10 protein-coding genes, 1 tRNA gene, 1 CRISPR repeat array and 1 riboswitch are annotated in these 13,766 nt (G+C 40.5%); of the genes, 9 read left to right on the top strand and 2 right to left on the bottom strand.

Going from position 1 to position 13,766, the window contains the following annotated elements; translation table 11 throughout:
• The first annotated feature begins 2 nt into the window (after positions 1 to 2).
• From uvrB to csrA, 6 genes are all read left to right on the top strand, one after another.
• Positions 3 to 1,982 (top strand): excinuclease ABC subunit UvrB, encoded by a 1,980-nt coding sequence (gene uvrB, locus ATHSA_RS07325; protein WP_161848454.1) that lies wholly within the window; start codon positions 3 to 5, stop codon positions 1,980 to 1,982.
• Positions 1,972 to 2,646, top strand: coding sequence for a ribonuclease HII (locus ATHSA_RS07330; protein WP_161848455.1), 675 nt, complete (start codon positions 1,972 to 1,974; stop codon positions 2,644 to 2,646). Before uvrB ends, ATHSA_RS07330 begins: the two co-directional genes overlap by 11 nt.
• A gap of 93 nt (positions 2,647 to 2,739) precedes the next feature.
• Complete coding sequence (gene flgK, locus ATHSA_RS07335; protein ID WP_232060152.1) at positions 2,740 to 4,605, top strand: flagellar hook-associated protein FlgK; 1,866 nt, start codon at positions 2,740 to 2,742, stop codon at positions 4,603 to 4,605.
• Between the two features lie 3 nt (positions 4,606 to 4,608).
• Positions 4,609 to 5,568: a flagellin N-terminal helical domain-containing protein gene (locus tag ATHSA_RS07340; RefSeq protein WP_161848457.1), complete on the top strand. Its 960-nt coding sequence runs from the start codon at positions 4,609 to 4,611 to the stop codon at positions 5,566 to 5,568.
• A gap of 5 nt (positions 5,569 to 5,573) precedes the next feature.
• Positions 5,574 to 5,990, top strand: a complete 417-nt coding sequence (gene fliW, locus ATHSA_RS07345; RefSeq protein ID WP_161848458.1) for a flagellar assembly protein FliW — start codon at positions 5,574 to 5,576, stop codon at positions 5,988 to 5,990.
• A 1-nt stretch (position 5,991) separates the two neighbouring features.
• Positions 5,992 to 6,219 carry a carbon storage regulator CsrA gene (gene csrA, locus ATHSA_RS07350; protein WP_161848459.1) on the top strand — a complete coding sequence of 76 codons (228 nt, stop codon included), beginning with the start codon at positions 5,992 to 5,994 and terminating at the stop codon, positions 6,217 to 6,219.
• Positions 6,220 to 6,229: 10 nt separating this feature from the next.
• Here csrA and ATHSA_RS07355 read toward each other — a convergent pair whose 3' ends face one another.
• On the bottom strand, positions 6,230 to 8,107 hold the full coding sequence (locus tag ATHSA_RS07355; protein WP_161848460.1) for an ABC transporter substrate-binding protein: 1,878 nt from the start codon (positions 8,105 to 8,107) through the stop codon (positions 6,230 to 6,232).
• Between the two features lie 302 nt (positions 8,108 to 8,409).
• A CRISPR array of direct repeats spans positions 8,410 to 10,178; the repeat unit is 30 nt; unit sequence GTTTTCATTCCTCAAAGGTAGGATAGAAAC.
• Between the two features lie 455 nt (positions 10,179 to 10,633).
• Positions 10,634 to 10,799, top strand: a riboswitch (cobalamin riboswitch).
• An 85-nt stretch (positions 10,800 to 10,884) separates the two neighbouring features.
• Between ATHSA_RS07355 and ATHSA_RS07360 the strand changes: the two genes are divergently transcribed.
• From ATHSA_RS07360 to ATHSA_RS07370, 3 genes are read left to right on the top strand one after another with little or no spacing between them, the layout of a single operon-like run.
• Positions 10,885 to 11,772, top strand: a complete 888-nt coding sequence (locus ATHSA_RS07360; protein WP_161848461.1) for an ABC transporter substrate-binding protein — start codon at positions 10,885 to 10,887, stop codon at positions 11,770 to 11,772.
• A complete protein-coding gene (locus tag ATHSA_RS07365) occupies positions 11,766 to 12,770 on the top strand; it encodes a FecCD family ABC transporter permease (RefSeq protein WP_161848462.1) in 1,005 nt (334 codons plus the stop codon). Before ATHSA_RS07360 ends, ATHSA_RS07365 begins: the two co-directional genes overlap by 7 nt.
• On the top strand, positions 12,763 to 13,560 hold the full coding sequence (locus ATHSA_RS07370) for an ABC transporter ATP-binding protein (RefSeq protein ID WP_161848463.1): 798 nt from the start codon (positions 12,763 to 12,765) through the stop codon (positions 13,558 to 13,560). The genes ATHSA_RS07365 and ATHSA_RS07370 overlap by 8 nt, the downstream gene beginning before the upstream one ends.
• A gap of 3 nt (positions 13,561 to 13,563) precedes the next feature.
• On the opposite strand, the gene ATHSA_RS07375 is transcribed toward ATHSA_RS07370, so the two are convergent.
• Positions 13,564 to 13,637: transfer RNA gene (locus ATHSA_RS07375), tRNA-Gln, on the bottom strand.
• Positions 13,638 to 13,766 lie beyond the last annotated feature (129 nt).

Genomic DNA, 13,766 nt, shown 5'->3' on the forward strand with positions numbered 1-13,766 from the left:
TTATGGAATTCAAACTCACAACGAAGTTAACGCCTAAAGGAGATCAGCCCTCGGCAATACGTGGGATCGTTGAGGGGATAAAAAAGGGCGAAAGATTCATAACCCTTCTTGGCGTTACAGGTTCTGGTAAAACCTTTACTATGGCAAATGTTATAAATGAAATAAAAAGACCGGCCCTCGTGATCTCTCCGAATAAGACTCTCGCTGCCCAACTTTATCGTGAATTCAAAGGATTCTTTCCGCAAAATCAGGTTGAATTCTTTGTAAGTTATTACGATTATTACAGACCGGAGGCTTACATTCCTTCGAAGGATATTTACATAGAAAAAGAAGCAGACATAAATGAAGAGATAGAGAGAATGAGACTTTCTGCAATGAAATCCGTCATAACGCGGAAAGATGTTATAGTGGTTGCAAGTGTTTCTTGTATCTACGCGTCCGGAGATCCAAAAGATTTTCGTGAGATAAATCTTTCGGTAAAAAAAGGCGAGAAACTCGAAAGAAGATATCTTCTAAAAAGATTGTCTGCCATGCAGTACAAAAGGTCTGACTCCGAAATAGAGCCCGGGACCTTTAGAATTCATGGAGAGGTTTTGGAAATACATCCGCCTTACGATGTTAATACGGTAAGGGTAGAATTTTTCGATGATGAGGTCGAAAGGATCCTGGTGCTTGATTCTGTAACGAGAAAAACCGTTGAACAACTCGACAGGATCATATTCTATCCTGCCCGTGAATTCACAACGGACCAGAGAAATTTGGAGATGGCAGCGAAGTCGATAAGAGAAGAACTCAACGTCAGACTTAAAGAATTCGAAAGTCAGGGGAAGGTTCTCGAGGCTGAAAGACTAAGACAGAGAACGCTTTACGATATAGAAATGATCCAAACGATGGGATATTGCAACGGAATAGAAAATTACTCCCGACATTTCAGCGGGAAAAAACCCGGAGAGCCCCCATGGACTCTTATGGATTACTTTGACAAAGATCTCATCGTCTTTATAGACGAATCACACATAACCGTTCCTCAATTGATGGGAATGGTACGCGGTGATAGAAGCAGAAAGGAAAGTCTTGTCGAGTATGGATTTAGATTGCCAAGTGCCTTTGACAACAGGCCGCTCAAATTCGAAGAGTTTCTCGAAAGAGCGCCACAAATAGTCTTTGTCTCGGCTACACCCGGACCTTACGAGAGAGAGAAATCTTCGAGAATAGTCGAGCAAATAGTAAGACCAACAGGCCTTGTGGATCCAGAGGTGATAATAAAGCCGACGATAAATCAAATAGACGATCTCATGAATGAGATGGAAACAGTAAAAAATAGAAATGAAAGGGCTCTCATCGTCACTCTGACAAAGGAGATGTCGGAAAAGTTGAGCGCATATCTTGTCGAGATGGGATACAGATCCGAATTTCTACATTCGGATCTCGACACGATAGAAAGGATGAAGGTTCTGACAAGGCTAAGGAAGGGAGAAATAGATGCCATAGTCGGTGTTAACCTTTTGAGAGAAGGACTCGATCTGCCAGAAGTCTCGCTCGTTGCCATACTCGATGCCGATAAAGAAGGATTTCTGAGATCTACAACTTCTTTGATCCAAACAATGGGAAGGGCTTCAAGGAATATCAACGGAAAGATAATCCTTTACGCGGATACCATTACCGATTCGATGAAAATGGCAATAGATGAGGCGAAGAGGAGAAGACAAAAACAGATCTCTTACAACATCAATCACAACCTTAAGCCTGAAACAATTCAAAAAGAGATAGATGAATTCTTTATGGGACTTAAAAAAGAAGAAAAAACTTACGAAAATGTCGGAGAAGATGTAAAATCAGTCTTGACTCTCAAAGAAAAACTTGGAACCGATGAATATATAGAAGTGCTTTCTCAAAAAATGCGTGAAGCGGCCGAAGATTGGAGATTTGAAGAGGCTGCCTTTTACAGAGACGAAATAAAGCGTGTGAAAAATGGTAGATAAAGGATTTGACGAAAACTACAAGAGAGAATATGGAAATGTAATAGGAATCGATGAGGTCGGAAGAGGCTCTCTTGCCGGTCCCGTTGTTGTTGCGGCCGTCTTGCTCGATACCTTCATAGAGGGAATAGACGATTCGAAAAAGATAAGCCCCAAAAAGCGCGAATTTTTAGCGGCCGAAATAACAAAAAGATCGAAATTTGCCATAGGGATTGCCACACCCTACGAGGTGGATACGTACAACGTTTTGGGATCGACGAGGATCGCAATGGAGAGAGCCTTTAAAAAACTTGGAATAGATGGCTTTGCCATTGTTGATGGACCCGAGATAGGTCTTGATTTCGATCATAAATGTATAGTGAGGGGAGATTCAATAAGTCCATCGATTGCAGCCGCTTCGATAATCGCAAAGGTATACAGAGACGGGATCATGAGAAAACTTTCCCGATACTTCGATCTTTACGATTTCGAACACAATGTGGGTTATGGAACAAAAAAACACATCAAAGCGCTTGAACAATATGGCCCCACGCTTTTTCACAGATTCACTTATGCTCCCGTCTACAAAAATATCGATTACAAAAAACTCAAAGAATGGATAACAGAGGGAAGATTATCTGAAAATCGAATAAAACATCTTAGCGGTACCATTTGTCGTATGGCGTGAGCCTTCATTTATTTTCTCCATTGCCGATAATATGATCGAAGGAAAAATTACTCTTTGCAAAGAATTATCCTGTGGGAGGTTTTGAAAGTGGGAATGGATCTTTTTGCAACTCTTAACACTGCCATGCTTGGAATGTACACCCAGCAGACGGCCATTTCAGTTGTTGCCAACAACGTCTCTAACGCGAATACCCCGGGATATTCGAGAGAGAGCCCTGTCATAGTTCAGACCCCTCCTATGGTGCTTGGTACTCTTACTCAGGCCGGGATGCCGATGATCTTTGGTACTGGTGCTGAAGTCAAGGACATTCAAAGAATAAGAGACCCGTTTTTGGATACACAGTACAGACAATCTAATTCGAGTTTGGGATTCTGGAATGAAGTTAACACACAATTCCAATACATAGAGCAACTTTTCAACACGACGAATTCCAACGGTCTTAACGCCTATTACAACAATTTCTGGTCTGCGGCCCAGCAACTCGCGACAAACCCGACAAATGTCGCAAATCAGGAAGGGTTCGTTCAATCGGCGAAGGCTTTGATTGATAACGTTAAAAGCGTGTATTCGTCCCTCGAACAGATGAAAACGAATTACACCTCTCAAATTCAAACTCAGGTTGGAAATATAAATTCAATCCTCAAGCAAATTGCGGATTTAAACGTTAAGATACGGGAATCTTCGGTAATAGGAAATACACCAAATCAACTTCTCGATCAAAGAGATCTCTTACTCGATCAACTCTCCAACCTTACAGATTTTACCATTACGAACATGAGTGGAAATCAAATATCCATAAATATAGGCGGTACGAATGTACTCTCGGGCCAGACTTACGTACCGCTTAACTTTCAAAATGTTGCCGGAGAGCCAAACGCGGCCTTCGTTACGGCAAACAATCAGGCCGTGACATTCAGCCAAGGAGAGATGGGAGCACTTTTCAATCTTAGAGACAAACTAATACCGCAGTACGAGACACAACTTAATTCCTTTGCCCTAAACCTCGTAGACAAGGTGAACACAATACTCACACAGTCATACGATCAAAATGGCAATTTGGGCCAGCCACTTTTCACAATACAAAATGCGGCGGGCCAGCCTACATCTCTTTACAGGATCATGTCATCCAACCCTCCTTCGGGCGTTGTCTACGATCCATCGGCTCCTATCGGAAATATTTTTTCTGGATTGCCATCTTCAATAACTTTGAATGTTAACGGAGCATTTGTAAATATAAACACCTCTGTCGATACACTTAGTTCAATAGTCTCAAAGATAAACAACGCAAATGTTGGAATAGAAGCATCTCTAAGTCCAAGAGGAAATCTTGTCTTGCGTGCAACAAGTGCGATAAACTTCGACCTGATGAGAACGAATCCAAACGGAATGACAAATCCTGTCTCAATTTCTGAGAGTGACAACGGCGTGCCAGGAAATGCGTTGCTTGATAAACTTGGATTTCAAACGAACAATTACTCCATAGATCTATCGTCTTATTCCAATAATCCGAATGGCCTTGAGGTACCCGTAAAAGATGCTGCCATGAGCATAAGTGTCAATCCAATTTTGATATCCAATCCCTCTTACGTTGCGACTGATTTCTCGCCCGTTTTTAACGGAAATCCTATAGGTACAGTTGGACCAACCGGTCCTCAGGGAAATGGCGGGATCGAACAAATAGTATCTCTCGATAGCGATTCGAATCCCCAGTCATTTAGCGCGTATTTTAGCAATCTTGTAAGTCAACTCGGAATTCAAGGGCAAAACGCGACGGCAATGTACAACAATGCCAATTCTTTGGTCAACCAGATAAGTCAGGACAGAAAACAGGTTTCAAGTGTTTCTATAAATGATGAACTTGCCCAGATGATTCTTTACCAAAATGCTTATACGGCCTCTGCTCAAGTTATATCGACTGTGAATTCAATGCTCCAAACACTTGTTTCAATGGTGGGGTGATTTATGAGAATAACTCAAAGCATGATGAAAGACCAAATAGTCAACAACATAGATAACGTTTTAAGAAGAATATCCACACTTCAAAGACAGGCATCGAGTGGGAACAAATTCGATCTTCCTTCTCAAGATCCTTCAGACGCAGTTTTGACCGTCAATTACAATGCCGTCCTTGAAAAATTGAACACATACAAATCTTCGCTCAGTCAGGTCCAAAATAACTTTCAGGGATATGACAACATAACCGGACAGATAATGGCTGCCGTCCAGCAGGTTAACTCTCTCGTCGTTCAGGCTGCAAATGGTACGAATACTCCCTCTGATAGGGCAGCCATCGCCGATGAAATAAAGCAGATAAGTAGCACAATAGCCCAGTTGGGTGGAACGAATGTAAATGGAAATTACATGTTCGCAGGATCGAGCAATTCGAATCCAATCACTTCCATGGTCTCTGGAGGATCAACGATTTATTACTACACGAGCAATTCTGCCACGTCTGCAAGACTCTCTCTAAAAATAGGTACGGTTACGATCGACAGCAACGTAAATGTTGTCGATCTCTTCAATTACACGCAGACCTCGGGATCGGTTCAGAGTGCGAGTTTGATCTCTTACGTGACAGGATCTGGCGGTACAATCCATATGGGCCTTCTCGATAAGATCGTGCAAGATCTTCAAAACAACAACGTTGCAAATCTTAAATCTGATCTTGGTGATCTTCAGGATTACGAGAACTCTCTTTCAAAGGTGACAACTCAGATAGGTGCAACGGAGCAATCTCTTCAAAGCCTTATAAATAGCAATCAAAGTTTGAACATGTATGTGACACAACTTGTCTCTTCGGCACAGGGCGCTGATATGGTAAAGGTATTGTCCGATCTTGCGCTTCAGGAAACGGTTTATCAGGCGGCATTGCAAACAAGTGCAAATTCATTGCTTCCTACCCTTGCAAATTTTTTGAAGTGATGGACATGGTGTACGAGACAAAGGTTGGAACTTTCGATATTTCTGAAGAAAATGTGATAAATTTTAAAAACGGAATTCCGGGATTTGAACATCTTAAAAAATTTGCGGTAATCTCTCTTGCAGAGACAGAACCTATAAAATGGTTGGTCTCTTTGGAAGACAAAAACATAGGTCTTCCCATTGTCGATCCGTGGATAGCATTTTCTAATTATTCGATAAATCTAAATCAATCCGTGCTCGATGAACTTGGAAATCCCAAAAGAGAAAATGTCCTTGTCTTTTGTGTTATATCTTTGAAAGAGCCCGTTACGATAAATCTGGTCGCACCAATAGTTATAAACCTTGAAAAGGGCATCGGCATGCAGGTCATCCTCGAGGGTACCAATTACTCAGTCAGAGAACCAATTAAGGCGAGTGATTGATATGCTCGTTCTCAAAAGAAAGAATGGACAGGGAATAAAGATAGGCAATGATATAACTGTAAGAATTCTTTCCGTTGATAAAGATGGAGTCGTTAAAATAGGAATAGAAGCACCAAGAGAGATAAAGGTATTCCGAGAGGAAATATATGAAGAAATAAGTCAGCAAAATAGATCTTCTTCAGATTTTGATATCAAATTGGCAAACGTATTCAAAAACAAAGGGCCTTAAAGGCCCTTTGTTATTTAGAAAGAGAATAAAAATCTATTCCAGGTCTCATCGCATTCCAGTACCAGCCCTTGACCCAGGTTCTTTCAACCCAATAACCTTCTGGCTGATCTGTCCATATATAAAGCGCATTTTCATGATCCAATTCGGCTATCTTTTTAGCAATTTGTGCGCGCTGTGCAGGGTCAACTGTGGTCATCAAAGAATTGACAAGTGGATCCATATACGTCTTTGCCCACGTGGTATAACTTGCACCAAGTGTTGCTCCGTAGGCACCACTTGAAGCGTAGTAAGCCTGTGCGAAATCGTAAGGATCAGGATAATCGGCGAGCCATCCCATCATGTACATCGGCAATCTTCCGGCAAGATAATCGGAAAGGAAAGAAGACCACAATTCTCCGACAACATTTATTTGGAACTTGGGATTCAAAATTCTTGCGTAATTGGCAAGAGCCTGAAGTGCAAGTTCTCTGATCGAGTTTCCAGTGTTATATACCGCAGTAAATTTGAATCCCTTTTGCCACAATTGACCGTTGTAGGCTTTTTTGAAATATTCTGCGGCTTTTTGAAGATTTTGCTCATATTTAGGAAGATTTGGATCGTATCCAGGCAATCCTTCTATTATAGCGCTGTTAGGTTGAATCGCCATTCCATTCCATGCCTGCTGTATGTACTGTGTGTAAGGAAATAGGTACTCGAATCCCTTTCTAACATCCAAATTCGAGAAGAAATCGGGCGGAATGCCATTTCCGTCAAGTTTTCCAGATCCTATGTAAGCATTTCCTTGAGCGTTTATATTCCATGTAAAGTAGATGTTATCAACTTCAAGGGTTGGGAGATCCTTTATAACCCTTATATCTTTGTTATTTTCGACTTCCTGCAGATATTGAACCGGAACATATATCGTATCAGCCTGACCGGACTGGAGATCAAGCAGTCTTGTTGTGAACTCGCTTACATATTTTATAACGGCATATTTTGTTGGAGCAGGTCCAGCCCAGTATTTATCAAATCTTACAAAGGCTATTTCTCTGCCAGGTGTCCAGTACTGAATCGTATAAGGTCCGGTACCATTTTCTATTGAAAGAAGAGGATCTTCGGCATGGGTTGGATTATGGTAATACCACCAGTCATCGGCCTTGCCGTCCCAAGCGTTGTGATCGGCTGCCCATTTTTCATCAAGAATTGCCGAAATATTAGATCCGTGAGCGAGAATTTCGAGAAATGGTGGATAAGTTTGTGGAAGATGAATTATGACATCATTTCCTTTGATCTCAAAATCTTTTGCAAGCAAATTAAACGCGTTGATGAGTGCCTGCTTGTACTTGTCATTCAAAGGATTCTTCGTGCCAGTTGCGAATATTCCCAGCGATGACAGACTTGTGTAATTTAGAGGATTGCTAAGACCGAGTTCATTTGCGACTACCTGAACAATTGAAGTTACATATTGGCCATCTATCATCGGAAATAATGGACCCGCAAGCATCCAAGAAGGCCCACCAGATCTGTCAAATATAACGGCTCTCTCGAGTGAATAAACAACATCCTGCGGAGTAAGAACATCTCCGTTGTGGAAGTAGACACCCTGTCTTATGTGGAAGACATAGGTTGTGCCATTGTCGAGTATAGTACCGTCAGACAGAGATGGAACATTGGTAGAAAGCATTGGCAAAAATTTTGTTGTAGATGTACCATCGTACTGAACAAGATTGTCATATAGTTGCCATATAACCTCTCCCGATGCCGTATCATAAGCCCACGCTGGATCGATTGAATCGATGGGCCCTATAGTTTCTTCAACTATAGTATCGGGATTAACAACGTTTTGAGCCATTCCAATGGAAAAAAACACCACCGAAATGACCGCAAGCACTACCAAAAGCCTTTTCATACCGTCTTGCCTCCTCCTGATTAATTAAGATAAAAAAACAGAATTGATACATTTCAAGGATATCAAAAAAAATATGCGAAAGTAATTTCAAATAAAATAAGCATTTTTTATCCAATACTGTACTTTAAATGAAATTGCATCAAATAAGTAAGGAATAATTAACTCAGAAGGCACGTAGCATGTGGCTCGTGGCACGTAGAATAAAATTGAGAATTGAAAATGGACAATTTTCAATTTTTAATTTGCAATTATCAATTATTCCATTCACTGCTCACTGGCTCCATTGGCTATAAGCCATGCGCCAATACATTCCTCAAAGGTAGGATAGAAACACGAACATCAGGTGAAACACCTGAATTAACGCTTGTCAGGTTTTCATTCCTCAAAGGTAGGATAGAAACATTAAAAATTCCAAGGTTTTATTTGCAACCTATTGTGTTTTCATTCCTCAAAGGTAGGATAGAAACACGATGGTTTTGCGTTCGGAAATTTAGAACAATATCAGTTTTCATTCCTCAAAGGTAGGATAGAAACCACAAAAATTCAACAGCATCTTCGACGTCATCGGTGTTTTCATTCCTCAAAGGTAGGATAGAAACATTACATTGATTTTTTAAGGTCTCTAATTGTGTTTTAGTTTTCATTCCTCAAAGGTAGGATAGAAACCATATCCTCCACGCTGATGGTAGAAACAGGCATGTTCAGTTTTCATTCCTCAAAGGTAGGATAGAAACCGAATCTTTGTACTTTTACTTAGGCGTCGCGGAGTTTGTTTTCATTCCTCAAAGGTAGGATAGAAACGCATATATGCCGGCGGTTTATACGAAATTGTTAGGTTTTCATTCCTCAAAGGTAGGATAGAAACCAAGCATCGAGGGGGTTGGGGTTGGAGATTTTATGTAAAGTTTTCATTCCTCAAAGGTAGGATAGAAACGATTTTATAAATAATGAAACTGGTGAACGAGATAGGTTTTCATTCCTCAAAGGTAGGATAGAAACAACTGGGCTGGAAAAAGCGCATATGACTGGTATTCCAGTTTTCATTCCTCAAAGGTAGGATAGAAACTAAAGCAGTCTCAGTCTGCTCGTACATTTGCGCCTCTGTTTTCATTCCTCAAAGGTAGGATAGAAACAGAGAAAATTTAATTACGAAAACATGAGAGGTTTGTACGTTTTCATTCCTCAAAGGTAGGATAGAAACAACAATCTTGGCCTTGTGTATCTCTTCCCATTGCTGGTTTTCATTCCTCAAAGGTAGGATAGAAACTCATATTTCGCCGTCAACTTGTTTATTGCATCCGTGTTTTCATTCCTCAAAGGTAGGATAGAAACAAAAAGTTTATCGATAGCGTCGGCTTGTGTCATATCAGTTTTCATTCCTCAAAGGTAGGATAGAAACGTTTACCCTTGACAACGTTAAGCGGAGTGAGTATGCTGTTTTCATTCCTCAAAGGTAGGATAGAAACAATATTGTAAGTACTGAAAGAGGTGATAATATAAAAGTTTTCATTCCTCAAAGGTAGGATAGAAACAAGATAATTTGACACCTCTTCACGTTCTACATATGCAAGTTTTCATTCCTCAAAGGTAGGATAGAAACTGTTGTTATCCCTTGCCTCCCTTCGTTGTTTTATGCGTTTTCATTCCTCAAAGGTAGGATAGAAACCGTTCTCTGGGAGGGCGAAGAAGTGAACTCTCGGCTGTTTTCATTCCTCAAAGGTAGGATAGAAACTAATGCAATTCCGGCTGGAGTATTCACTCCATTGCTCCAAGTTTTCATTCCTCAAAGGTAGGATAGAAACACTAAACTCTAACCAACGAAAAGCGTTATAAATACTATAGTTTTCATTCCTCAAAGGTAGGATAGAAACTTAGTATAGTTTATTTAGGATTTGATGGTAAATTGTAGTTTTCATTCCTCAAAGGTAGGATAGAAACCTCGAAGCGATTTCAAAAAATATCTTTTTGCATATACCGTTTTCATTCCTCAAAGGTAGGATAGAAACTGTCAGTCCTTCGCAATAGATTGCATACGTTTCGCGTTTTCATTCCTCAAAGGTAGGATAGAAACTCGTTGACATAGTATAACATAAGGATTTCTAAAAGTCAATTTTGGGAAAAAGTATGTGAACTTGTATACATAAAAGTGAGATAAAAGCTTTAGTGATAATTATTTATGTAAGAAATCCGATCGTCGTCGATCTCCGGGGGTTTTTCGAGTATCGTAGGTCGACGACGATGGTAAATGAAGTATGAATGATGTTAAGAGAAAAGGAGGCGATGGAAATGATCTGTGGATATATGTAAATATATTTAATTATTGGAGATAATTAATATGAGTTCTTATGTGATTGAATGTTAATGGTCGGGTGTGTAACAAAAGAGGTGGGGAAAAGAGGCTAAATTTAACGTAAAAGGGTATATACTCGCAATCCAATGGTAAAATATGAGAGGTCATTCACCTGTGTTGTAACATGCCAGATCAGATATTTTGGCAATTTACTTGATCGGTCATTTCTTTTGTGATAGAATAATTCTGAAACAGGTTTTAACAGGGAAGTTCGGTGAGAATCCGACATGGTCCCGCCACTGTAACCGGCGACGAAATCTGCAGATGCCACTGGGAAACTGGGAAGGCGCAGATGGAGAATGACCCGGAAGTCAGGAGACCTACCTGTTTCGAGAAGTTCATAAACACTCGCGCGAAGTGTTGAGGATGGTAAAAATGGGAAACCAGCCGACTTTGTCGGCTTTAATTTTTTTAAGGAGGGATTAAATTGAGGAAAATAGCGTTGATCTTTCTCTTGGTGATCTTTGCAGTTGCGTTTGCCTTCGCCGCTTACTATCCAATTACTTTGGTAGATGATGCGGGTAACGTTGTAACGATAACAAGCACTCCGATGCGTGTCATAGATGCCGCACCTTCAGTCACGGATTTTCTTTTGCAATTGGGATACGCTGATAGGATCGTTGGTGTAACTCAATACGATTCTTACACGAAGGCTCAAAATATAGGTCTGCTTTATCCTTTGGATCTCGAAAAGATATTGTCTTTAAAGCCAGATATAGTATTTTTGTTTGGCGGTTTTCAATTGCCACAATATGAGAGACTTAAGAAAGTAGGACTGACAGCATTTGTGCTCAATGCCAACAGCCTTAACGGTGTTTATCGTGATGTGATGGATGTAGCCACAATAATGGGGGATCCTCAAAAGGGTACCGCGCTTGTTAACAAATTAAAAGATATAGAATCAAAAATAGAAAACAGTGCATACAAGATACCTCTCGATCAAAGGCCAACGGTTTTTTATGGTTCACCAGACAAGGAGATATGGACTGCCGGAATGGGATCATATCTTAACGAATTGATATCTCTTGCAGGGGGAGTTAACATAACTGGTAACTATGCAGGACCGAATGGATGGTTACCTGTAAGTCCAGAATTCGTCGTCTCTAAAAATCCAGATATAATTCTTGTGCCTTATTACGCACCCGGAGGTGAAGAGGCCGCTATAAAGCAATTTGAGACTTATCCTCCTTTTGCAAATCTCAAGGCTGTAAAAGAAGGACATGTATATGCCATAAACGGAAATATAGCCTCGCAGCCCAATACTCAACTTATAAATCTACTTCAACAACTTTACGATATTTTCCAGAAATGGTAAGATTCTCGAAAAGCAGGGTCTTTTTTCTGACCCTGCCTTTTATTTTGGCTTTTGTACTTGTCAATATAGCCATTGGTCCTGTTTATGTGCCAATTGTTGATGTCTTTAAATCTCTAATCGGGATGAAAGTTCCGTACACGGATAAGATAATCATACTTCAGTTAAGATTACCGAGGGTTTTACTTGGATTAGGTGTCGGAGCGGCGCTCTCTGTTACAGGCAATGCATTTCAGGCCATGTTAAAGAATCCTCTTGCCGATCCTTACATACTTGGTGTTTCTTCCGGTGCCGCGTTTGGCGCGATTCTCGCAAATGTAATAGCACAACTTTATTATCCTTATTTTGTTTTTTATATGTGGATCTTCGCATTCGTATTTGGACTTCTTGCCACAGCGATAACCTATTTCGTTTCAAGAAGACATGGAAAGTTACCTCCAACAGAACTTATATTAAGTGGTGTGATAGTTAATTTGATGTTCGGTGCCGGTGTAACTTTTTTGATAGTTTACGGATGGAGAGATGTTCAGATAACGTCTTTCTGGCTACTCGGAAGTCTTTCTGGTGCGGGATGGCATGATGTTTTGCTTGTGGGAATTTCTTCAACTGCGGCAGTTGTTTTTTTCACGGCTATAAGTAAGTATCTTAATGCAATGGTTGCAGGAGAAGAGGAAGCGCTGTATTTAGGAGTTAACGTTGAGATGATGAAATTACTGATATTCGTCATAGGAACTTTGATAACTGCAATAGCGGTTTCGACTTCCGGCATTATAGGGTTTGTAGGACTAATTATACCGCACATTTCAAGGAGGCTCTTTGGATCTGATCACAGAATTTCAACTCCGGCCTCGGCGATATTTGGAGGTGTCTTTCTCGTTGCCTGTGATACAGTTGCAAGAAGCGCTTTCACTCCTGCCGAGATGCCAATAGGGACTATAACTGCGCTTATAGGGGCTCCTATTTTTATATACATTCTCAGGAGGCGGGTACAAAATGTCTGAAGTATTGAAGATCGAAAATCTTTCTTACGTATATCCCAAATCTTCGAAAAAAGCCCTTGACTCTTTGAATTTCTCCGTAGAAAAGGGAGAAATAATAGGAATAATAGGCCCGAACGGATCGGGTAAGACAACACTTATAAAAGCAATATCGGGTCTTGTGGAATACGAAGGAAGCATAAAGTTGTTTGGAAAAGAGATAAAATCCATTCCGAGAACAGAACTTGCAAAAAAGATAGGAGTTATGGCCCAGGAATTTTCTCCAATATACGATGCAAGGGCGATTGATATAGTGGAGATGGGCAGAACCCCTTACACAAATCTTTTTGGAGATCTAAGCGATCTGGATAAAACATACGTTGATTTTGCATTCAAAGCGCTTAACATTGCACATCTTAGAGAAAGGATGTTTTATTCTTTAAGCGGTGGAGAAAGGCAGATCGTCTACGCGGCAAAGGTTTTTGCCCAGAGCCCTGAGATTTTTTTGCTCGATGAGGCCACCGTTCATCTCGATATAGGAAATGCCCAGCATTTACTTCTAAAGATGAAGGAAAGGGCAATCAATGGTGCAACTGTTATAGCAACATTCCACGATATAAACCAAGCCTCTGTTTTTTCAGACAGAATTATCGTTATGAAATCTGGAAAGATATACAGTATGGGAGAGCCCGAAGAGGTAATAACGCGCAAAATGATAAAGGAAGTCTATAACGCCACGTGCGAGATAGTTAAAGGACCATCAAATGTGGTGAATGTTTTGATGACTCTCGATACAATGCTTGTGAATCGATAAAAATGGTTGCGCGGGGAGGATTCGAACCTCCACGCCGGGATCCAAAGTCCCGTGTGCTACCATTACACAACCGCGCAATGACAATTCATATTCTAACACATGAAAATGAAGATTTCAAGTGTAAATTCATATTAAAAGAAGGTGAACTTTTACCGACTTACCTTAGAAAGTGATATAATCATCCCAGAGATCGAAGTGGAGGATGT

This window comes from Athalassotoga saccharophila (genome assembly GCF_009936215.1).
Classification (GTDB): Bacteria; Thermotogota; Thermotogae; order Mesoaciditogales; family Mesoaciditogaceae; genus Athalassotoga; species Athalassotoga saccharophila.

Excerpts from the sequence above, each read along its gene's own strand:
- uvrB (WP_161848454.1), top strand. The coding sequence starts at position 3 with ATGGAATTCAAACTCACAACGAAGTTAACGCCTAAAGGAGATCAGCCC.
- ATHSA_RS07330 (WP_161848455.1), top strand. The coding sequence starts at position 1,972 with ATGGTAGATAAAGGATTTGACGAAAACTACAAGAGAGAATATGGAAAT.
- flgK (WP_232060152.1), top strand. The coding sequence starts at position 2,740 with ATGGATCTTTTTGCAACTCTTAACACTGCCATGCTTGGAATGTACACC.
- ATHSA_RS07340 (WP_161848457.1), top strand. The coding sequence starts at position 4,609 with ATGAGAATAACTCAAAGCATGATGAAAGACCAAATAGTCAACAACATA.
- fliW (WP_161848458.1), top strand. The coding sequence starts at position 5,574 with ATGGTGTACGAGACAAAGGTTGGAACTTTCGATATTTCTGAAGAAAAT.
- csrA (WP_161848459.1), top strand. The coding sequence starts at position 5,992 with ATGCTCGTTCTCAAAAGAAAGAATGGACAGGGAATAAAGATAGGCAAT.
- ATHSA_RS07355 (WP_161848460.1), bottom strand. The coding sequence starts at position 8,107 with ATGAAAAGGCTTTTGGTAGTGCTTGCGGTCATTTCGGTGGTGTTTTTT.
- ATHSA_RS07365 (WP_161848462.1), top strand. The coding sequence starts at position 11,766 with ATGGTAAGATTCTCGAAAAGCAGGGTCTTTTTTCTGACCCTGCCTTTT.
- ATHSA_RS07370 (WP_161848463.1), top strand. The coding sequence starts at position 12,763 with ATGTCTGAAGTATTGAAGATCGAAAATCTTTCTTACGTATATCCCAAA.